20 protein-coding genes are annotated in these 19,640 nt (G+C 64.9%); 6 read left to right on the top strand and 14 right to left on the bottom strand.

What is annotated here, in order from left to right; genetic code table 11:
- Nucleotides 1–75: 75 nt before the first annotated feature.
- The 12 genes from T31B1_RS03815 to T31B1_RS03760 form a co-directional block, all read right to left on the bottom strand.
- Complete coding sequence (locus T31B1_RS03815; protein ID WP_353248129.1) at nt 76–1,023, bottom strand: YncE family protein; 948 nt, start codon at nt 1,021–1,023, stop codon at nt 76–78.
- Nucleotides 1,023–1,583 carry an SRPBCC family protein gene (locus T31B1_RS03810; RefSeq protein WP_353248128.1) on the bottom strand — a complete coding sequence of 187 codons (561 nt, stop codon included), beginning with the start codon at nt 1,581–1,583 and terminating at the stop codon, nt 1,023–1,025. Before T31B1_RS03810 ends, T31B1_RS03815 begins: the two co-directional genes overlap by 1 nt.
- The gene (locus T31B1_RS03805; RefSeq protein ID WP_353248127.1) at nt 1,583–2,650 is read right to left on the bottom strand and encodes a VWA domain-containing protein; all 1,068 of its coding nucleotides are present in this window, start codon (nt 2,648–2,650) and stop codon (nt 1,583–1,585) included. The genes T31B1_RS03810 and T31B1_RS03805 overlap by 1 nt, the downstream gene beginning before the upstream one ends.
- Nucleotides 2,647–3,225, bottom strand: a complete 579-nt coding sequence (locus T31B1_RS03800) for a hypothetical protein (RefSeq protein WP_353248126.1) — start codon at nt 3,223–3,225, stop codon at nt 2,647–2,649. Before T31B1_RS03800 ends, T31B1_RS03805 begins: the two co-directional genes overlap by 4 nt.
- The gene (locus T31B1_RS03795; protein ID WP_353248125.1) at nt 3,222–4,208 is read right to left on the bottom strand and encodes a vWA domain-containing protein; all 987 of its coding nucleotides are present in this window, start codon (nt 4,206–4,208) and stop codon (nt 3,222–3,224) included. The genes T31B1_RS03800 and T31B1_RS03795 overlap by 4 nt, the downstream gene beginning before the upstream one ends.
- Nucleotides 4,205–5,146, bottom strand: coding sequence for a nonribosomal peptide synthetase MxaA (locus tag T31B1_RS03790; protein ID WP_353248124.1), 942 nt, complete (start codon nt 5,144–5,146; stop codon nt 4,205–4,207). The genes T31B1_RS03795 and T31B1_RS03790 overlap by 4 nt, the downstream gene beginning before the upstream one ends.
- Nucleotides 5,143–6,021: a DUF58 domain-containing protein gene (locus tag T31B1_RS03785; protein ID WP_353248123.1), complete on the bottom strand. Its 879-nt coding sequence runs from the start codon at nt 6,019–6,021 to the stop codon at nt 5,143–5,145. Before T31B1_RS03785 ends, T31B1_RS03790 begins: the two co-directional genes overlap by 4 nt.
- Nucleotides 6,018–7,037, bottom strand: a complete 1,020-nt coding sequence (locus T31B1_RS03780; protein ID WP_353248122.1) for an AAA family ATPase — start codon at nt 7,035–7,037, stop codon at nt 6,018–6,020. The genes T31B1_RS03785 and T31B1_RS03780 overlap by 4 nt, the downstream gene beginning before the upstream one ends.
- 105 nt (nt 7,038–7,142) lie before the next feature.
- Complete coding sequence (locus T31B1_RS03775; protein ID WP_353248121.1) at nt 7,143–7,472, bottom strand: methanol dehydrogenase [cytochrome c] subunit; 330 nt, start codon at nt 7,470–7,472, stop codon at nt 7,143–7,145.
- A 66-nt stretch (nt 7,473–7,538) separates the two neighbouring features.
- Nucleotides 7,539–8,081, bottom strand: a complete 543-nt coding sequence (gene moxG / locus T31B1_RS03770; RefSeq protein ID WP_353248120.1) for a cytochrome c(L), periplasmic — start codon at nt 8,079–8,081, stop codon at nt 7,539–7,541.
- Nucleotides 8,081–8,965 carry a methanol oxidation system protein MoxJ gene (gene moxJ / locus T31B1_RS03765; RefSeq protein ID WP_353248119.1) on the bottom strand — a complete coding sequence of 295 codons (885 nt, stop codon included), beginning with the start codon at nt 8,963–8,965 and terminating at the stop codon, nt 8,081–8,083. The genes moxG and moxJ overlap by 1 nt, the downstream gene beginning before the upstream one ends.
- Nucleotides 8,966–9,041: 76 nt before the next feature.
- Nucleotides 9,042–10,940, bottom strand: a complete 1,899-nt coding sequence (locus tag T31B1_RS03760; protein WP_502950911.1) for a methanol/ethanol family PQQ-dependent dehydrogenase — start codon at nt 10,938–10,940, stop codon at nt 9,042–9,044.
- Between the two features lie 423 nt (nt 10,941–11,363).
- On the opposite strand from T31B1_RS03760, the gene T31B1_RS03755 reads away from it, so the two are divergent.
- From T31B1_RS03755 to T31B1_RS03740, 4 genes are all read left to right on the top strand, one after another.
- Entirely contained in the window at nt 11,364–12,032 is a 669-nt protein-coding gene (locus tag T31B1_RS03755; RefSeq protein ID WP_353248118.1) for a response regulator, read from the top strand.
- A gap of 87 nt (nt 12,033–12,119) precedes the next feature.
- Entirely contained in the window at nt 12,120–12,539 is a 420-nt protein-coding gene (locus T31B1_RS03750) for a SufE family protein (protein WP_353248117.1), read from the top strand.
- Nucleotides 12,540–12,682: 143 nt separating this feature from the next.
- The gene (locus T31B1_RS03745) at nt 12,683–13,483 is read left to right on the top strand and encodes an IclR family transcriptional regulator (protein WP_353248116.1); all 801 of its coding nucleotides are present in this window, start codon (nt 12,683–12,685) and stop codon (nt 13,481–13,483) included.
- A gap of 43 nt (nt 13,484–13,526) precedes the next feature.
- Complete coding sequence (locus tag T31B1_RS03740) at nt 13,527–14,297, top strand: SDR family NAD(P)-dependent oxidoreductase (RefSeq protein WP_353248115.1); 771 nt, start codon at nt 13,527–13,529, stop codon at nt 14,295–14,297.
- 35 nt (nt 14,298–14,332) lie between these two features.
- Here T31B1_RS03740 and T31B1_RS03735 read toward each other — a convergent pair whose 3' ends face one another.
- Both T31B1_RS03735 and T31B1_RS03730 read right to left on the bottom strand, forming a co-directional pair.
- A complete protein-coding gene (locus tag T31B1_RS03735) occupies nt 14,333–15,499 on the bottom strand; it encodes an alpha-hydroxy-acid oxidizing protein (protein WP_353248114.1) in 1,167 nt (388 codons plus the stop codon).
- A 129-nt stretch (nt 15,500–15,628) separates the two neighbouring features.
- Nucleotides 15,629–16,138, bottom strand: coding sequence for a Z-ring associated ZapG family protein (locus T31B1_RS03730; protein WP_353248113.1), 510 nt, complete (start codon nt 16,136–16,138; stop codon nt 15,629–15,631).
- 187 nt (nt 16,139–16,325) lie between these two features.
- Here T31B1_RS03730 and T31B1_RS03725 point away from each other — a divergent pair, with 187 nt between their 5' ends.
- Both T31B1_RS03725 and T31B1_RS03720 read left to right on the top strand, forming a co-directional pair.
- Nucleotides 16,326–18,467 (top strand): acetate--CoA ligase family protein, encoded by a 2,142-nt coding sequence (locus tag T31B1_RS03725; RefSeq protein ID WP_353248112.1) that lies wholly within the window; start codon nt 16,326–16,328, stop codon nt 18,465–18,467.
- Nucleotides 18,464–19,630, top strand: a complete 1,167-nt coding sequence (locus T31B1_RS03720; RefSeq protein WP_353248111.1) for an acetyl-CoA acetyltransferase — start codon at nt 18,464–18,466, stop codon at nt 19,628–19,630. Before T31B1_RS03725 ends, T31B1_RS03720 begins: the two co-directional genes overlap by 4 nt.
- The last annotated feature ends 10 nt before the right edge of the window (nt 19,631–19,640 follow it).

The following is a 19,640-nucleotide window of genomic DNA, read 5'->3' as shown; positions in this document are numbered from 1 at the left end:
CACCCACGCGGCCTGGCCCGAACAGGCCGTGGAACAGCTGCATCCGGCGTACGGCCGGTCGGCACGACACGGACATCAATGAATGAAACGCCCGAACCCGCGCGGCCCGCGACCAACCTTCAGAACGGCCTGCTCGCCTCCATCGACCAAATCGATGATCGAGACGGTATCGTCGAACCAGTTGGCGACCACGGCCCGATGACTGGCCGCATCGACGGCCACGCCGTCCGGCTGCGCGCCGACCTCGATCTCGCCGAGGCGGCGGCCGCTGGCCGTGTCGAAGCGTGCCAGCCGACCGGCTCGCTGCTCGGTCACCAACAGCGTCCGGCCCTCATCGGCCATCGCCAGACCGTAGGGGAACAGGCCCGTGGCAATCGCTGCGACCGTCATTCGACGCGGGATATCGATTACGCTGACCGTATCACTGCGTACGTTGGCGACATAAGCGCGCCGACCCTCGGGCCCGATCAGCACGGCGAACGGCGCACGCCCGACATCGACAGCGGCCACTACCCGGCCTGCCCGCGCGTCGATGATCGATACGCGGTCGCTTTCTCGGTCGGCGGTGAGCACGGTGGCACCATCGGGGGTTGCGGCAACGCCGGCGGGCGCCTTGCCGACGGCCACCCGGTCGAGCCGTTCACCGCTGTCGGCGGCATAGATATCGACGCAGTTGCCGGCCCAGTCGGTGACGAAAACACGGCCGGCCGACTCCGACAGCGCCACACCGAACGGCTCGCCGCCGATTTCCCAGAGTTCTTCGAGCGTGCGATCGCGGCGATCGATTACGCTCAACCGGCCGCGCTCCGGATGGGTGACATACACTCGGTCCGAACCGGTGGCGACGCCGACCGGGCCGTCGGCGACGTCCACGCGCGCGACGATCTCGGCGGCTACCGTATCGATAACGACCACCTGGTTGGCTGCCTGAACTGTGATCCAGGCCTGTCCGGCAAACGATGCCCCCGATACCGACAGTATGACCAGGGCGCCGATCAGCGCATCCCGATAACCTCGCGCCATCAGCCGCCCTCGACCGTCTGCTTGAGCTTGCTCAGCCCCTGCTTGAAGAAGCCGTGCATCGCCTTTTGTGCAGCCTCGTCGCTCTGGTCGTCGGGCGGAAAATTGCCCGTATCACCCCGATAGAAACGCGCGCTCCACACGATCTCGCTGCCCGAATCGAGCGGCAGCGCCTGGATGGTCGCGGTATAGAAGCTGACGGCAAACACCGATGGATCCTCCTTGAGCAGCCGATAGCCGAGGTAGTGTTCATCGGGCTTGTATTCGTCGATGCTTTCGGTGATCTCGCCACCGCCATCGGCAAATACCAGCACACGCTCGGCGCCGACCGCGTCAGCGATGGTGTCGTTGCCCTGGCTGGGATGCACCGCAGACAACATCGGCTGCCAGTCGGCCAGGGCCGACACATCGCCGATCACCTGCCAGACCTCGGCCGGGGTAGCGTCGATACGAATCCGCTCTTCGGCCTTCTGGGGCGTCGGACCGTGGGCCAGCGCGGTCGCCGACAGCCCGAGCCATGCCCACACCAGCAGACAACCGACGTTCGATAGGGATCGCGTCATCAAGCACTCCTTGCATTGGTTTGGTTGGAACGAAGCAGGTTGCGATAGCGGTGCAGATCGGCAACGAGGGTGGCCAGTGGCACCAGCGTCGCCAGCGCCAGCGCAATGACGGCCAACAGCCAGCGAATATCGGTCGGGCGCGTGCGTATGGCCGCCCAGGCGCGCGGCGTGACCGCGCGATACATCGCGGTATCGTCATCGAGATGGATATAGTCGAAGCCGGCCTTCGCCGCGATCGCCTGCAGATGCGGCTCGCGAACCGACGACAGATGCTCGCTGCCGTGCTTGTCCGCCCGGCCCCAGGGCGCGTTGCGCGGGACATAGCCTTCGATGGCCTCGGGATTGGCCGGCTGGCCGAAATTGGCGGCCTGCGGCACGTCATCCTCGGCATAGACGCCGATACGCTCGCCTTCCGGGCTGTATTTGGGTATCGGCACCGGTGTGTAGCCGCCCACACCCACGATCAGACCGTACAGGGGCGCACTGTCTGCCGGTGGTGCCCCGGGTTCGCCTTCTTTCTTGCCCGGCACCAGCAAGGCGGGGTCGGGCTCGTAGCGCGGATTGACGGGCGGCGCCTCTTGGCCGTCGGTGAGAAAAACCAGGCTCGTGGTGTCGTCGATGCCGTACGCGCCGCGCAGCGTCCGCAGCTTGGCCATGCCATCGACCAGCGCACGGTTGACGTTGCTGTCTGCCGCCCAGGCCATACGCCAGTCGATCAGTTCGAGACTGGCCTGCAGACTGTTGAAGTGCGCACAAACCTCGATCGGCATCAGCGTGATGTTGACCGTGCGCTCGGTGAACAGCGCCAGACCCGCGTTCGAGCCACACGGCAGCCGTGCAATCGCACCGGCGACGGCGGCCTTGGCGCGCGCCAGGCGCGTGACCGGCTCGCCGGCCGCGCGGTAGTCGGCGACGTTCATGCTGCGCGTGATGTCGATCACGAACAGCGTGCTGTAGACCGGCTGGCGCAGCGGCCAGCGGGGCGCCACGAAGCTCGACAGCAACAACAGCACCGCAAGCACCATCGCCCACAGCCGCGGATCACCCAGACAGCCGCGCTCGATCATGGCAGCCCCCGCGGGAAGCCCGGCATCTGCGACCAGACATCCTCGGCCGGCTTTTCACCTTCTTCAGGCTCGCCCTCGTGCTGCGGCAGGTCGCGTACCAGACGCTGAGCGGCCTCGAAATTGTGCTTGGCCTGCCAATAGTCGGGCCAGGCTCGCAGCGCATCGCGATAGGCCTGCTTGGCCAGCTCCGCCAAGGTACGTGCGCCGTCCACATCGAAGGTCTCGGCAGCGGCCACCGCACGCCGGGCATAGAGATTGCCGAGGTTGTAGCGACTGCGGGCCGCCCATCCTTCGGGGTCGTCGTGGCGCCCGCCGTCGGTGCGTATCCAGACTGTCTGATACGCCGCGCCGGCCTGCCGGAAACGATCCAGTCGCGTCTCGCCATAGCCTTGTGCGAACAGCACCGCCAGCGACTCGTCCGGACCGATCTCGACGGCCTGATGCGTCAGCGCCGCGCGGATCAGCCGGTTGTCGCGCCCATGATCGAACCACACCACGCCCTGCCATACAGCGACCGCGATCGCGGAGACTGCAACGGCCAGACAGAGCCAGCGCACCGGACGCGCGCGGCTCATGCGATCACCCGCCGTTCGACGATCTTGGCTAACAGGCCGACCAGCAACAGCACGAGGGCAATCGCATAGGCCCAGCCACTCAGATCACGGCGCGGGATCCGTTGCGCGTAGACCAGTGGCCGGGTCTCCAGACGATCGATATCGGCGATCGCCTGGGCGAGCGCCGCCGGGTTGTCGGCCTCATAGGGGGTGTAGGGCACCTGCAGCGTATTGAAAAACAGATGCAGGTAGCGCTCCGGCATCGCCTTGGCGTTGTCGTTGCGCGCGTCGTCAGGCTTTTCGAACAGGCCCGGGCTACCCGCGGTGCGCAGGAAGATCCAGTACAGCGAGGCATCGTATTCGGCAAAGCGGGCTCGCAGTCGTTCGGCGCTGCGAAAATCGATCTCGGCGGCTCCGTCCGAGATCAGCACGATGGCCCGCGAGGCACTGGCGCGGCGATCGCGGAAGTACGACAGCGCCATGAACAGCCCCTCGGCCACATTGGTGAACGCCAGCCCCGGCGTGGCTGCGGCATCCACCGCGGCGCGCGCGGCCACGCGATCGTCCGACAACGGCACCACGGCCATGGGCCGGGTGCTGAACGAGACCACGCCGAACAGGTCGTGTTCACGCTCGCCGATGAATTCGGTGAGCAATCGGCGCGCGGTTTCGCTCTTGGATTCCTCGCCGCCTTGCGGATTACGCCCGGCGAAAGTCTGGTCCATGCTCAGACTGCGATCCAGCGTCAGCACGAGATGGGCGCCGCGGGCGACCTTCTCGATCGTCTGAGCGCCGAGAAAGGGCCGGGCCAGACCGAACACCAGCGCAGCGATCGCCAGAGAGGCAGCCGCCCGCAACGCCAGATCGAGCACGACCGACAGCCGATCTGCGGGCAGCATGACCAGTGCGGCCGGCTCGCTGGTGGCCAACGGCAGCCGCCACCAAGGCAGCAGCGCCAGCCACAGCGCGGCCAGTACGGCCGGGTGATCGAAGACGAGGCTCATGTGCCGCGCTCCCGTCGTCGGCAACGTCTGACCAGACGTTCCAGACGCGCGACCATCGCCTGGCTGTCGCGATCGACGCACGCCGACGCCGAGAAAAAATAGCGGCGCGAGAAATCGAAGAAACTGGCGATATCGTCTGCCAGATCGGCGAAGCTCGGATGGGCGGCGATGAAAGCGTCGAGATCATCGGCGAACACGGCCCGGTGCGCGGTTTCGTCGAACGCGCGATGCACCGTCCGCAGCGCCGTAGCGGTGGTATCCGACATCGCTGGCCTGCGCCGCAGCTGCCGCAGCCGCGTCGCGGCCCGGGCAAACGGGCCGCGGGCCGGCCCCGGCAGCCATCCGGCTGTCCAGGCCCAGCTCAAACCCGCGAGCAAGGCAATCCCCAGCGCACCGAGCGTCATCCGACGGGGGCCGTTCACCGCCTGCGACGACGGGCGTTCGTCGGCGAGCAGCAGGTCGTTGTCCGGGTTGCCGAACTCGGCGTCGGGGTCCAGCTCAAGGATCGGCGACATGGTAAAACCGAACGCCGGCACCGGGGTCACCAACCGCTCACCGGCGGCATTGACCGCTGCGATCTCCAGGGCGGGCAACGCCCGCCGTGATGTCTGCAACGGCGCATAGAACAACTGGTAGTCGAGGACGACCACCACCACGCCGCCGGTAGCCGGCTCGGCCTGCACCTCCGCGGCCACGAGTTCGAGCCAGTACGATTGCTCGCCCGCCACCGGCAATGAGCTGCGCTCCAGCCGGTAACCGTCCGGCAGTCGCAGGCGTAGCGCGCGCTCGATTCGGTCGCCGACAACATGGCCGTAGGCACGCGGTTCGTCGATCGACAGACCGATGGCCGGCGGCTGCGCCACTGCGGCGAACGCGAGCGCCCACAGCACGAGCGTGTGGCGCAGTACCGATGCCGGCGGTCGTGGGCGCCTGATCATGCGCTACGCAAGAAATAATCGGTGAACGCGCCCGGCCTGAAGCGCTCGCCGGCGAACAGCGGCGGCCGCCCGCTGCGGTGGAAACAGCGCACCAGATGGGCACGCCGCTCGGCATAGGCATCGCGCCAGCGTTCGGCCAGTGCGCGACGCATGAAAAGCATGCGGCGACGGCCGGTCTCCGGGTCGAACAGGCTCAGCAGGCCAGTCCGGGGCAGCGACGCGTGTTCGCGCGGATCCCATAGGACGACGGGCACCACATCGTGGCGCGACAGCAGCGCCAGCATCCGCTCCAGCCTGGGCGGCTGCCAATGGAAATCCGACAGTAGAAGCACCAGCGCCCGGCGCGTGGGCAGTCGAACCGCCATGGCCTCGATATCGTCGACGGTGCGACCCGGCGGCAGGGGCTCGGCCAGCTGGCGTGCCAGCGTCTGTGCCGCCCCGGGACGAAAGCTCGGCGCCAGATACGTTGCTTGATGACGCGGCCGGCCCGGGCGACCGGACGACGACTCGCCGATGCCGATGAAGCCGAACGCGTCGCCGCAGGCATGCGCCGAGCGAGCCGCACAGGCTACGCAATCGGCGATATAGCGCTGCTTGGCGCCGAAGCGCATCGAGGAAGACAGATCCGCGATCACGATGAGGCTGATCGCCGTACGCTGCCGATAGACTCGTGTATAGAGCATGCCGAAGGGGTCACGTACGCTGGCGCGGACATCGAGTCGACGCGGGTCCGGGTAATCCAGCAGCGAGGCATAGCCGGAAAACAGTTGCCCCATACCGGCATGCCGGCTGGTGTGCGCTCCCGGGCGTATGCCGCGGGCCGCCCACCGCACGCGGTAGACGAACTCGGCCGCGTCCGGGGGCGTCTGACTCACGGGGCGGCCACGCGCTCCAGCGCCGCGCCGAGCAGACGGCCGACGATCTCGTCGCGACGGATCTCGTACACCGGATTGAAGAAAATGCGATGCGCGGTGGTCGCCAGGAAGACGGCACGGATATCCTCGGGCACCACCATTTCGCGGTCGGCCAGCCAGGCATTCACGCGCGCAGCCCGAATCATCATGCTCATGCCGCGAGGGCTGCCACCGCCGGCGATGAGCGCCTCGGTATCAACTCCCTCGAGCTCGATACCGTGTCCGGCCGGCTCGCGTACGGCGTTCCAGAGATCTAGTGCGTAGTCCTGGAGCGTCTCGCTGACCGTCACCGCCTCCTGCAGCGTCTGTGCGAACGCGTTCAGAGCCGTGTAGTCGACCAGCCCCGGTTCGATACCGGCAATCAGTGCATCGGCGTCATGAAAACGCGTATCGAACATCAGGGCGCGTTGGGCATCGCGAGTCTCGGGCGCGGTGATACCGATTTCCATGAAGAATCGGTCGCGGGCCGCGGCGGGTAGCTCAAAGGTCTCCTCGCGCTCGACCCGGTTGCGGTCGGCGAATACCAGCAGATGCGGAAACCGGTATTCCCGATTGAATGCGTGCATCGAGCGCTCGGCCATCAGGCGCAACAGCAACGAGTGGACCTGCGGCCGTGCCCGGTTGATCTCGTTGAAAAAGAATGTGGCCAGCGCCTGGCCGTGCCGCAGTACCGGGCCGGGCTCCACGCGGGGCCGGCCGTTGTCGTCTATGAAGGTGTGATAGGCCAGATCCGATGGCATGAGATCCACCGTGCCCTCCAGACGTTCATACCCGCCGCCGAGCCCCCGCGCCATTGCCCGCAGCAGCGTGGTCTTGCCGACGCCCACATCACCTTCGAGCAGGACATGGCCGCGCGCAAACACGGCAATGAGCAGACGGTGGACGGCTTGCCGCTGGCCGACCACGACGGCGTTGATCTGGTCGGCCAGCCGGATCGCGCGTGAGCGCCAGTCGGCGAGCTGGTTATCCCCATGCATGGATGGCATTCCCATGGCCGGCGACGCGTGGACAACGCCGGGTGTGAGTCACTGCGGCCTCGAGGCCGATACCTCGAAGCCGCAGCCCGGGCGCAGGTGCAAGCGTCAGCTCTGCTCGTCGTCCTTCATCGACTGCTGGAGTTCCAGCTCATCGGTGTCGTTGACCCACTCACCGGTTTTCTTGAAATGCTCTACGCGCATGGCGTTGCGTTTCTCCATCGCCTGGATGGACTCCTGCTGCTTGTTGAGCTCGCTCTGGCTGTGCTTGGGATCGTATTTGCTGCCCTCGATCTTGTCCGGATAGCCCGGCTTTGGCTCCCAGCAAACCCCGGGCTCGCTGCAGTTGGTGCCGTCGTAGGCCACGGCGCTTCCGGTGGCAAACAGCCCCCCGGCCGCGATCAGTGACGCGCTGATAAGCAGATGATGATTACGCATGATGTCTCTCCTCATTTCGCCTTGGCGTTGTTTTTATTCCTGCCGGGCGGATGCCCGGCGATTCGTCTACTCGTCATCGCGATCGGCCTTGCCGGTCCGCCGTTTTTCCAGCAGCGCCTTCTTCTGTTCCAGCGTCAGCCATTTCGCCTTGGAGGCTTTGCCTTCATAGATATCGCGGATATAGGCCATCGACTCCAGCATCTGGGTCTTGGTCATGGACATGTAGTGCGGCCCCATCTGGGCACGGGCGCCGCCGTAGATGGTGGAGAACAGCCCGGCATCGGTCTCGTTGGTCTCGTATGTCCAGTAATCGTCGACCAGCGAGGGCCCGATCTTGCCCTTGGCGTGATGACCGTGACAGCCGGCGCAGGCAACCAGGAATTCGTCCTTGCCTTTCTGAATGGCCTGCGCGTTGCCATTGAGCGGGTTCCTGCCGGTCTTTTCGAATTGCTCGACTGCGTCCGGGTTGTCGCCCACCTCGGCCTTCGACAGATCCAGTACCTGGCCGTCCACGGTGTTGCGAAATGTTTCAGCAGCGCCGGCGCACAGGGCGATGCCCGAAAGCATCCATACGGCGGCAGCCGCAGCTCGGTGTAGGCCGTTGTTCATCAGGACGACGCTCCCTTGGTGTCGGTTTGATCGCCGGACGACGGGCTTGATGTGTTTACATCCAGCAGAGGGAAGCCTTCCTCGGCCAGCACGGCCTGAATCTCGCCATGCTTGGCTTTCAGGGCCTTGTCGAGGGCATCGCGCAGCTCGGTATCCTCGCTGCGAACGGCCATGGCCTGGGCATAGCTAAACTCCAGCCGTTGTTCGCGCCGCGTATGGGTGTCCGGCACGACCTTCATGGCCAGCGGTTGATCGGCCACCTCGACATAGCGTGCCGCTTCCGGCCCCCACAGGATGGCGATATCGGCGTGCCCGTCGACGACTTCCGAAATCATCTTCTCTGGGTCGTAGCGCACGTATTCGTTACGCCGCGACTTGAATCCGATCAGCGAATACATGTAGTTGAGGTTGTCGTCCCATTTGTTCATATCGCGCAGCTTCGGCTCCACCGGGCTGTAGGGCGAAACCGCGAAGCGGGTCATCCGGGCCAGGTCCGGGCTGTCCCAGTCGGTGACCTTCACGGGTCCGTCCTGCGGATAGATAAAGACATAGCTGGAGCGGTAATACGCTTCGGTGGTGGCCACGCGCGGATCGCCGGCGTCGACGCCGGTGATCACATCGCACTTGTCCTTATTGAGATAGTCGGGCACCAGATAGATGCCCGGTTCGTCGACCCAGACGAATTCGGGTTGGCGACCCATGCCCTCGGCCACGATACGCGCGATGCGGTTCTCGAAGCCGCTGCCGCTGCGGGCCGAAAAGGGCAGTTCATCCTGTGCGGCGCAGATACGTAGCGGCTCGGCTGCCTGGGCCTGTGTCGGGCCGGCGAGCACGCCGGTCGCCGCCGCGAGGGCCAGAGCGAACGTCTTGCCTTTAACTGTCATGCTCGAACACTCCGATCGATGAGAAATAGGTGCCGACGGGCGCACGCGCCCGTCGGCCACCGCGCCTTGACGTCAATCAGTTGCTCGCCTGGTACTCACCGGTCTGAATGTCCTTCGTATAGGGGCTCTCCCCTTCGAGCGAGAAGGCGATGAAGCCACCGCCCATCTGGGTGTGATTGGCCAACTCCTTGAAGGCGCCGACCGCACCCAGCCCGGCCGACGGGTCGTTCAGGTCGAACACCAGCCCCACACCCGGCCAGCCGCCGACGCCGTAATTGATGCCCACATACTGGGTACCGTCGTGCATGTAGGTGATCGGATGACCGATGACGCCGGAAGGCAGCTTGAACTTCCACAGCAGGTCGCCGTTACGCGAGTCGCGCGCCTTGATGAACCCGTCCAGCGTGCCGTAGAAGACCAGATTGCCGGCCGTGGCGGTGGTACCGCCCCAGACCGCGAAGCGCTCCATCTTTTCCCACCTGAACTCGCCGGTCTTGGCATCGTAGGCCTTGATCTGACCCGAACCGGTGCCTTCTTCGCGGTTGCCCTTCGGCCCGGGATAGGTCCAGACGTTGGCCCCGACAAAGAACTGACCGGCACGGTAAGGCAGCATGTAGGGTTCCCAATCCATGCACAGATGGTTCATGCCGATGAAGAACAGCTGCTGATTCGGATCGTACGAATCCACGCCCTGGTTGTGATACCCCATGGCCGAAGGACAGATATCCTTGGATCGGTGATCCATCCGGGTCCCGTATTCCGGATCACGTACCGGCTGACCGGACTCCATATCGACGTGCTTCACCCAGTTGACGGTGTCGTCCATCTTGTCGGCCCGCACCAGGTCGCCGTTGGTCCGGTCGAGGCTGTAGAGGATGCCGTTGCGATCCGGATGGGTGAGCAGTTTGCGTTTCTTGCCGTCAATCTCCTGCTCGGAGAGCATCATCACGTTGACGCCGGCATAGTCCCATTCGTCGTGCGGGGTCTTCTGATAACCGAACTTGGCCTTGCCGGTCTCCAGGTCGCGGCCGAAGATGGTCATCGTCCACTTGTTGTCGCCCGGACGCATGGTTTCGTTCCACGGCGCCGGGTTGCCGGAACCGTAATAGAACAGCTCCTCTTCCGGGTCATAGGCGTACCAGCCCCAGTTGGTGCCGCCGCCGATCTTCCAGGCCTCGCCTTCCCAGGTCTTGGTACCCAGGCCCTGCTGGCCATACTGCGGATTGTTTATATTGAAGTCGTCGGCCAGCAGCAGGTCCTCGTCCGGGCCGGTGGCATAGGCACGCCATTCCTGCTCGCCGGTCTTGACGTTGAAGGCGGTGACCACACCGCGCACGCCCAGCTCGGCCCCTGACGAACCCACGATGACCTTGTCCTTGACCACGTACGGCGACTGGGTGAGCGTCTGACCCACGGACGGGTCCATGACTTCCAGTTTCCAGTACTGTTCGCCCGTCTCGGCATCGAGCGCCAGCAGATGCCCGTCGAGCAGCGTCTCGATCACCAGGGCCGGTGTGTCGCCGTCGCCCGGGTAATAAGCCAGGCCACGATTGACGACATCGCAACATGCCACCGAACGCGCCGCCGGATCCTGCTTGGGCTTGTATTGCCAGACGATCCGATTGGGGTCGTCCAGATCGAGCGCAAACACGTTGTTCGGGAACGGGCCGTTGATATACATCATGCCGTCGACCACGATGGGCGCACCCTCGTGGCCATTGAGCACGCCGGTAGAGAACGACCACGCCGGGCTCAGTTTCTTGACGTTGTCAGTATTGATCTGCGTAGATTCACTGAAATGGTTGCAGTCGTAATTCTTGCACTGCATCACCCAGTTCTGTTCGTTCTTCGACAGCTCGTCCAGCTTGTCGGCCTGGGACTGCTGAGCCGCAGCCGGACCGGCCGCGACACAGACTGATACGGCGGCCAGGGCAAAACAGCCCCGACGCATCGGCATACGCCTTGATCGTGCCATGTGGTGATCTCCTCTTTGCGCTTGTTGTTATGTCGTAATTCTTTTCGTCTCGCGAGCGACACGGACGACGGTCTACTAGGTATAAAACAACGCCTGGCGCACGGATACGGACAAAAAACCTCGATTTGTTTAAATCAAATCCCCAATCGCACCGCGTTTTGTCCTCACACGCCCGGGACATATTCCCGCGTGCAGCAGCGGTGACAGGCTGGCTGTGTGTTGTGCAAAGCGAAAAAACGTCGAGGGCTCGGCGGGTTGCAAGGTCAGGCCGCTGGGATCGACATCGCCTGGGGAATCACCGCCGGGCGCCGACACAGTGCCTGCCAAGCGCGGTCGACAACATCAATTAAGGAGAATATCCCGACAAGAAGTTGGCTAGCATGGCCGGCACGGCCAGCCGACTCAGGACGACAAGACCGAATCATGAAGGCATCGATACTGCTGGTGGATGACCATGAAATCGTGCGGCGCGGCTGCCGGGAACTGCTCGTGCACGCCGACTATCAGGTCACTCACGAAGCCGCTTCGGGCGAAGACGCGTGGCGGCTGTTTCTGGCCGAGTCACCACAGGTGATGATGCTGGACCTGTCGATGGACAATATGGGCGGCCTTGAAATCATCCGCCGCGTGCATGCCCACGACAGCCGCACCGCGATCATCGTGTTCACCATGCACGACGAGCCCACCTATGCCACGCGCGCACTCAAGGCCGGTGCGATGGGCTACATCACCAAGACCAGCCCGCCGGAGAGTCTGCTCGAAGGTATCGAGAAGGTACTCAAGGGGTCGATCTATCTCAGCCAGGACATCGCCCAGGCGATCGCGCTCAGCGAGCTTTCGATCCACGACAACCCGGTGAAGGCCTTATCGGCACGCGAATTCGAGGTCTTCCAGCTGCTGGTCGACGGGCATAGCAACCCGCAGATCGCCCAGACCCTTTCGCTGAGCCACAAATCGGTTTCCAACTATGTGGTGCGCATCAAACATAAACTGGCCGCCGACAGCATCGCCGATCTGGTGCGGCTGGCCATCAACCAGGGGCTGACCAAGCACAACATGGCGCCTGACCGCGGTCTGAAGACAGCCCACTAGACGATCCGGCCGAGCCTACGGCTTGACTGTAGGACGGCCAGACCCAACCGTTGATGCAACACTTGCAACGGCGCGCGCCCGGATTCAATGGACACACGGATCGAGCAACTCAAGACCACCTTCGACATGCTCCCCGATTGGGAGGAGCGCTATCGCTACATCATCGATCTGGGCCGCAAGCTCGAGCCGCTCGAGGATGACGAGCGCAACGAAGCGACCCGTGTACGCGGCTGCATGAGCCAGGTCTGGCTCGTGGCCGATGACGACGGGGCCGACCAGACGCTGCATTTCCGCGGCGATTCCGATGCCCATATCGTACGCGGGCTGATCGGCGTGCTGCTGATGATCTACTCGGACAAAACCCCCGAGCAGATCGCCGATATCGATATCAATCAGATCTTTGCGGACCTGAATCTCGAGCAGCACATCACCATGAATCGCCGCAATGGCCTGTATTCCATGGTTGAGACCATCCAGCGCACGGCCCAGCGACGTCTGGACGCCTGAATACGCATGCCCGCGGGCGTACTCTTCCGCCTTGCGAACCCTCGGGGCCGTATGCGGCTCGCGCCCGTCACCGGTTGACAGAAATTCTTCGACGGGCACTATGTTTGCCAGGGTTATACGATAATTTCGCCTGGCAGAACAAAATGAGAGAACACCCCGACGAGCCCTCCAACGGAGAAAAAGACCGTAAATTCGTCACCGCCCTAGCGCGCGGGCTGGACGTACTGCGAGCATTCGAGCCACGCGAGAACCTGTTGGGCAATCAGGAGATCGCCCGTCGCACCGGGCTGCCCAAACCGACCGTCACCCGTCTGACCTATACCCTGACCAAGCTAGGCTATCTGTCCTACAACAAGGATCTTGAGCGCTATCAGCTCGGTATGGGCGTGCTCGCACTCGGCTATGCCACGCTGGCCAATTTCGGCATCCGTCAGATCGCGCGACCCTACATGCAGGAACTGGCCGAACAGGTCAATGCATCGGTTGCGCTGGGCGCGCGTGAAAAGCTGTCGATGATGTACCTCGATCACCGTCGCGCAAGCAGCGAAGTCACCCTCCGACTCGACGTCGGCTCCCGGATTCCGCTGGCCACCACGGCCATGGGCCGGGCCTTCCTTGCCGCCCTGCCCGAAATCGAGCGCGGCTATCTGATGACCCATCTGGAAAAGCGTCTCGGCCCGGAACAGTGGCCATCGGTGCGCGAGGGCATCGAACGCGGCTGCGAGCAGTACGCCACCCATGGCTATGTCACATCCGTGGGCGACTGGGAACGCGAGGTGAACGCCGTCGGCGTACCGCTGATCGAGACCACCAACGGCGATATATTCGCTTTCAATGTGGGCGCGCCGGCATTCCTTCTGCCTGCCGAGCGGTTGGAAAACGAGGTCGCGCCCAGGCTGAAATATCTGGTACAGAACGTCCAGGCGGCGATTGCACGTATCTGATGCAATACATTCGTTGCCCTGCCCCGCCGATGGAGATGACCGCATGAACACGGCTCGCCCCGTCGCGCTGGTGACCGGCTCGTCGTCCGGTATCGGCGCCGCCACTGCCCGACTGTTCGCCCAGCGCGGCTGGCATGTCGTGATCAACTACGCCCGCAGCGCCGAGGCCGCCGAGCGCGTAGCCTTGGACTGTCGAAACCACGGTGTCGATGCGCTCGTGGTTCAGGCCAACGTGGCCGAAGACGCCGATTGTCGCCGGCTGGCCGAGGCGGCCGAAAGCGAATGGGGGCGAATCGATGCGCTGGTCAACAATGCCGGCACCACACGGTTTTGTGCACACGACGATCTGGAAGGCCTGAGTGCGGCCGATTTCCACGATATCTATGCCGTGAACACGGTCGGCGCCTATCAGATGGTTCGCGCGGTCGCTCCGGCGATGCAGCGCGCAAATACCGGCAGCGTGGTCAACGTCGCGTCGATCGCCGGCGTCCGCGGCTTTGGCAGCTCGATTGCCTATGCCGCCTCCAAGGGCGCACTGATCACCATGACGCGTTCGCTGGCGCGCGCACTGGGCCCGGCGCTACGGGTGAACGCAGTGTGCCCGGGCTTCGTCCGCGGCGAATGGCTGGCCCAGGGCATGGGCGAATCGCGCTACCAGGCAATGGTCGAGCATCTGGAGGCCACCACCCCTCTGGGACGGGTGTGCAGCGCCGAGGATGTGGCCGAGGCGATCGTCTATTTTGCCACCGGGGCGCCGCTGACTACCGGCGAGACCCTGCTGCTGGACGGCGGCACGCACCTGGGCCGGCTTTAAAGACCGACGCGCCCGGTTCGCAGTTCACGCACGGCTTAGCCTGCCAGCGATGCGCGCGTCATGTCGTCGAGACGGGCCACACCGCAAAGCGCCATCGACAGGTCGGTATCGGCAAGCAGGCGCCGCAAGACTTCTGCCACACCGGCCTGGCCCGCACAGGCCAGACCCCAGGCGAACGGCCGGCCGACCAGCACCGCATCCGCGCCCAGCGCCACGGCCTTGAGAACATCCGAACCGTGCCGGATACCGCTGTCGAACAGAACGTCCATCCGGCTACCCACGGCATCGACCACCCCGGCCAGCGCATCGATCGCGGCAATGCTGCCATCGACTTGGCGACCGCCATGGTTGGATACGATCACGCCCGCCATGCCGGCATCACGCGCCCGAATCGCATCGTCGGGATGCAGCACGCCCTTGAGCACGATCGGCAGGTTCGTGGCCTCGCGCAGCCTGGCCAGATCGTTCCAGGTGCGCGCGGGTGCGGCGAACACGTTCGACCAGTGTTTGACCGTGGCCCGCAGGTCGTCTTCAGGGGCCTGATCCAACCCGGCCCGGAACACCGGGTCCGAGGTGTAGTTGGCCAACCCCTTGCCCTGCAGAAACGGTAGATAGGCACCGTCGAGATCGCGCTCGCGCCACGCCAGCATCTTGGTATCGAGAGTGACCACGATCGCCTCGTAGCCGGCCGCCTCGGCCCGCTGAACCAGACTGGTCGCCAGCGCATCGTCGTTGGGCCAGTACAGCTGATACCAGCCCGAGGTTGCGCCCAGGGCCTGGTGCACGTCTTCCAGCGGATACGACGACACGGTCGACAGAATCATGGGTATATCCACCTCTGCAGCAGCCCGCGCGACCGCCAGTTCCGCCTCGTCGTGGATGATCTCCTGTACGCCCAGCGGTGCAATCATCAACGGGGTGGCCTGACGCTTGCCGAGCACGGTCCGCCCGAGGTCACGCTCGCTGATATCGGTCAGCATCCGCGGCAGCAATCGGTAGCGATCGAACGCGCTGCGATTGGCCCGCATCGAATCCTCACCCGCGCCGCCGGCGACATACCAGTAGGCCTCGGGAGACAGGCATTCCCGCGCGCGCCGCTCCAGATCGTCGTAGCGCAGCGGCAACGTCGGCAGCTGCCCCTTCAGGCCCTGCGCGTAGATGCTCAACTGATGATTGCCGTAATGCGTGAACGCCTGCGCCACTGCGATTCTCCCGGGTTGTCGTCTGGTTGGCTCGTATAGGCCGGCCATGAAAAAGCCGGCTCGCGGCCGGCTGGAATCAAAACAGCATTCCGGAACACGCGCAACCCGAGGTTGCGCGTGCCGACCCGATCACTCGAGACCGTATTTCTTGCCGCCCTTTTCCTTATTCCATGGCCGATCGTTCGACGAGTCGCTGTTCATCACGGCATCGCGATTGGGCGCCGCGGCCGTGTCCGTATGCTCTGTCTCTGCGGCCGCCGCATTCCGCACGGGCGGCGCGGCGGGCTCGGCGCGCGTTTCATCGTGGCGATCGGCGTTCGCCTCGCGGGTGATCGCCTCCGGTGCCGGCGGGGGCGTGACGAGCTTTTCCGGATGCATGTCGGCAAGTTTTTCGGCGCCATCGGACAGGTGCTCGTACATGTCGCGATAGTCGTCGACCATGCGCGACATGATCGCCGAGGTCTGCTCGAAATGCTCACGCACGTCGTTGCGGTAGCTGTCGTGTTTCTCAGTGGCTTCTTTCATCGCGACCGATTTCTTGCCGCCGAACCGGCTGCCTAGGAAATACCCGATCACCAGCGCGATGACGACGCCGACAACGAGAATGAGGATCAGAACGACGGGGCTCAGATTGGCCATATAAACGACTCTCCCTGGATTTCGACCGGACGCGTAACGGCCTCCATACTGTGTCGTTGCAGCGCCGACAGCAAGTCGGGCGGCATAACGGGACGACGTGCGATCGGTCCGGCCCGGCGTGTCGCGCTTTACGGGCAGCGCTCGAGTACGGTATACAGTCGACCGATAATCTGCTGCGCTATTCGTCATGCCCCATCGCCGCCCCGACCCGCTTGCCGTCAAGACCCTGCTCGAGCCCCGGGCCGTGGCGGTCATCGGCGCATCGGCCGAGCCCACCCGGATCGGCGGACGGCCGGTGGATTACCTGAAAAAGTCCGGGTATGCCGGGCCGATCTACCCCATCAATCCCTCCCGCGACGTGGTTCAGGGGCTGACTGCGTATGCATCGGTCCGCGATACGCCGGAGTGCCCCGACCTGGCGATCATCGCCGTCCCGGCCAAGGCGGTTGCCGATGCGCTGACCGACTGCGGCGAACGCGGTGTGAGCGCGGCGGTGATCTTCAGCGCGGGGTTTGCCGAAGTCGGCGCCGAGGGCATGGCCCTGCAGCAACAGCTGCTCGACATCGCCGAGCGCTACGGTTTGCGCCTGCTGGGGCCAAACTGTCTGGGCGCGATGAATATTTCGCTAGGCCTGATCGCGACCTTCTCGAGCTCGGTTCAGAGTGGCTTGCCGCATACCGGTCGGATCGGCTTCGTCACCCAGAGCGGCGCCTTCGGCTCTCACTGCTTCGCGCTGGCACGCGAACGCGGTCTGGGCATCAGCCGGCTGGTGACTACCGGCAATGAAGCCGACCTGGATGCCGCCGATTGTCTGGCCTATCTGGCCGATGACCCCGACACCCACGTCATCGCCATGCATCTGGAAGGCTGTCGTGACGGCGAGCGCATGAAGCTGGCCCTGGATGCCGTACAGGCCGCGGGCAAGCCGGTGATCGTGCTCAAGGGCGGCGAGTCGGATGTCGGGGCCGCCGCGGCGATGTCGCACACGGCCAACCTCGCCGGCGCCGATGAAGCCTACGATGCACTGTTCCGGCGTTATCCGGTATTCCGCGCCCGCAGCATCCGCGAATTCATCGATATCGCGCATGCCGCCGCCCAGGCCACCCTGCCGCGCGGCAATCGGCTCGGGCTGATCACGGTTTCCGGCGGGGTCGGCATTCTGATGGCCGATACGGCCGCACGGCTGGGCCTGGACATCGCGCCCATGCCGCAGGCCGCCCAGGACGAATTGCACGCGATGTGGCCGCCCGCGGCCACGCGCAACCCGGTCGACACCACTGCACAGCCGGTGGCCGACCCGGCGATGCCGGCAGATTTTCAGCGCATCATGCTGCGCGACGGCAACTACGACGTGCTGATCAACTTCCTGTCGATGCTGCCGTTGGCGCCGGCGCTGGCAGACAAGCTGCGCGGCCCGCTGCAGGCCCTGCGCGCCGACTATCCCGACGCCGTGCTGATGATCGCGGCCCTGTGCACGCCCGAGGCGCGCCGCGGCTTCGAGGACGACGGTTATCTCGTCTACGAGGATCCGACCTCCGCGGTCGAGGCGGCCTCGGCGCTGACCCAGCTCGGCCAGCGTATGGCCGAATCCCGCCCATGGGAGCGCGGCGATGCGCCCCATGCAGGCGACCGCCCGTCGCCACGGCTGGAAGCCGGCCGTCGCTATAGCGAATACGACTGCCTGCAGCAACTGGCCGAGGCCGGCGTGACCACCGTCGCGGCCGCCCAGGCCACCAGTGCTGGCGAGGCCGCGCGCGCGGCCGAGCGGATCGGGTTTCCCGTGGTGCTCAAGATCGCCTCGGCCGACATCCTGCACAAATCCGATGCCGGCTGTGTGGAACTGAGCCTGGCCGATGCCGCCGCGGTCGAGGCCGCCTACGAACGCATCACCGCCAACGCCCGTCGCCATCACCCGGATGCCGCGATCGACGGCGTACTGATCGCCCGCATGCTCAGCGGCGGCGTTGAGATGGCCGTCGGCGTGAGCGTCGACCCGACCTTCGGCCCCATGGTGATGGCCGGCCTGGGCGGCGTATTCATCGAGATCCTCGAAGACGTGACCTTCGAGCTCGCGCCCTTCGACGATACCCAGGCCAAGGCCATGCTCAAGCGGCTGCGTGGCTACGGCCTGCTGACCGGCGCCCGCGGACGACCGGTGGCCGATATCGATGCACTCGCGGCCACACTCGTACGCCTGTCCGAATATGCCGCGGCCAACGCCGACGTGGTGCACTCCATCGACATCAATCCGCTGATGGTGATGACCGCCGGCCAGGGCGTGGCTGCCGCCGACGCCGTCATTCTCACTCAGGAGACCGACCCATCATGACTCGAGACGTTGTAATCGCCGGCATTGCCGAAGCCGGCCTGAACAAGGGCGTGTTCGCCGAACCGGTATCCGTGCTCGATATCCAGGCCCAGTGCGCCACACGCGCAGTCGCCGACGCCGGCCTGACCATGGCCGATGTCGATGGCCTGCTGACCGCCGGGCTTTGGGGTATTCCCGGTGCCGGCACGATCATGCCGCTGTCGGTAGTCGAACATCTGGGCATCAAACCGCGCTTCGTCGACGGCACCAACATCGGCGGCTCGGCCTTCGATGCCCATGTGGCCCATGCGGCCATGGCCGTCGAGCGGGGCTACTGCGATGTGGCGGTGATCACCTACGCCAGCGACCAGCGCAGCGCGTCCGGGCGCAATCTCGAAGGCAAGCCGCCGCATCTGAACATGCAGTTCGATTCGCCCTTCGGCCTGCTCACCCCGATCGGCAGCTATGCGCTGGCCGCCCACCGGCACATGCACGAATACGGCACGACCTCGGAGCAGCTGGCCGAGATCGCCGTCGCGGCCCGGCGCTGGGCCCAGCTCAACCCCGATGCGACCAAGCGCGACGACCTGACCATAGACGGCGTGCTGGAAAGCGCGATGATCAGCGACCCGCTGCACAAGCTCGATGCCTGTCTGGTCACCGACGGCGGTGGCGCCGTGGTGGTGACCACGCCGGAAAAACTCGGCGCCGCCGCCCGCAAACGGGCGGTCTATGTGCGCGGCTACGGAGAATCGGTCTCGCACTGGACGATCAACAGCATGCCGGACCTGACCACCACGCCCGCGGCCAAGAGCGGACCGGCGGCAATGCAGATGGCCGGGGTGAGCCACGACGATTTCGATGTAGTCCAGATCTACGACTCGTTCACCATCACCGTACTACTCACGCTCGAAGCCCTGGGGTTCTGCAAGCCCGGCGAAGGCGGCGAGTTCGTGGCCAATGGCCGCATTGCCCCCGGCGGCGCTTTTCCCATGAACACCAGCGGCGGCGGTCTGTCGTGTTCGCACCCGGGCATGTACGGCATGTTCCTGTTGTTCGAAGCGGTTCGCCAATTGCGCGGCGATGCCGGCGAACGCCAGCTTGAAAAAGCCACCACGGCGCTGGTCAACGGCACCGGCGGCGGCCTGTCGAGCACCGCCACGTGCGTGCTGAGTAACCGATAAGGAGCATCGA

It is taken from the genome of Salinisphaera sp. T31B1 (assembly GCF_040361275.1).
Classification (GTDB): domain Bacteria; phylum Pseudomonadota; class Gammaproteobacteria; order Nevskiales; family Salinisphaeraceae; genus Salinisphaera.
The sequence above is the reverse complement of the archived record's forward strand: the minus strand, read 5'-3'. Positions and strand labels throughout refer to the sequence as shown.

Coding starts and splice junctions, on each gene's coding strand:
- T31B1_RS03815 (WP_353248129.1), bottom strand. CDS start 1,023: ATGGCGCGAGGTTATCGGGATGCGCTGATCGGCGCCCTGGTCATACTG.
- T31B1_RS03810 (WP_353248128.1), bottom strand. CDS start 1,583: ATGACGCGATCCCTATCGAACGTCGGTTGTCTGCTGGTGTGGGCATGG.
- T31B1_RS03805 (WP_353248127.1), bottom strand. CDS start 2,650: ATGATCGAGCGCGGCTGTCTGGGTGATCCGCGGCTGTGGGCGATGGTG.
- T31B1_RS03800 (WP_353248126.1), bottom strand. CDS start 3,225: ATGAGCCGCGCGCGTCCGGTGCGCTGGCTCTGTCTGGCCGTTGCAGTC.
- T31B1_RS03795 (WP_353248125.1), bottom strand. CDS start 4,208: ATGAGCCTCGTCTTCGATCACCCGGCCGTACTGGCCGCGCTGTGGCTG.
- T31B1_RS03790 (WP_353248124.1), bottom strand. CDS start 5,146: ATGATCAGGCGCCCACGACCGCCGGCATCGGTACTGCGCCACACGCTC.
- T31B1_RS03780 (WP_353248122.1), bottom strand. CDS start 7,037: ATGCATGGGGATAACCAGCTCGCCGACTGGCGCTCACGCGCGATCCGG.
- T31B1_RS03775 (WP_353248121.1), bottom strand. CDS start 7,472: ATGCGTAATCATCATCTGCTTATCAGCGCGTCACTGATCGCGGCCGGG.
- moxG (WP_353248120.1), bottom strand. CDS start 8,081: ATGAACAACGGCCTACACCGAGCTGCGGCTGCCGCCGTATGGATGCTT.
- moxJ (WP_353248119.1), bottom strand. CDS start 8,965: ATGACAGTTAAAGGCAAGACGTTCGCTCTGGCCCTCGCGGCGGCGACC.
- T31B1_RS03760 (WP_502950911.1), bottom strand. CDS start 10,940: ATGGCACGATCAAGGCGTATGCCGATGCGTCGGGGCTGTTTTGCCCTG.
- T31B1_RS03755 (WP_353248118.1), top strand. CDS start 11,364: ATGAAGGCATCGATACTGCTGGTGGATGACCATGAAATCGTGCGGCGC.
- T31B1_RS03750 (WP_353248117.1), top strand. CDS start 12,120: ATGGACACACGGATCGAGCAACTCAAGACCACCTTCGACATGCTCCCC.
- T31B1_RS03745 (WP_353248116.1), top strand. CDS start 12,683: ATGAGAGAACACCCCGACGAGCCCTCCAACGGAGAAAAAGACCGTAAA.
- T31B1_RS03740 (WP_353248115.1), top strand. CDS start 13,527: ATGAACACGGCTCGCCCCGTCGCGCTGGTGACCGGCTCGTCGTCCGGT.
- T31B1_RS03730 (WP_353248113.1), bottom strand. CDS start 16,138: ATGGCCAATCTGAGCCCCGTCGTTCTGATCCTCATTCTCGTTGTCGGC.
- T31B1_RS03725 (WP_353248112.1), top strand. CDS start 16,326: ATGCCCCATCGCCGCCCCGACCCGCTTGCCGTCAAGACCCTGCTCGAG.
- T31B1_RS03720 (WP_353248111.1), top strand. CDS start 18,464: ATGACTCGAGACGTTGTAATCGCCGGCATTGCCGAAGCCGGCCTGAAC.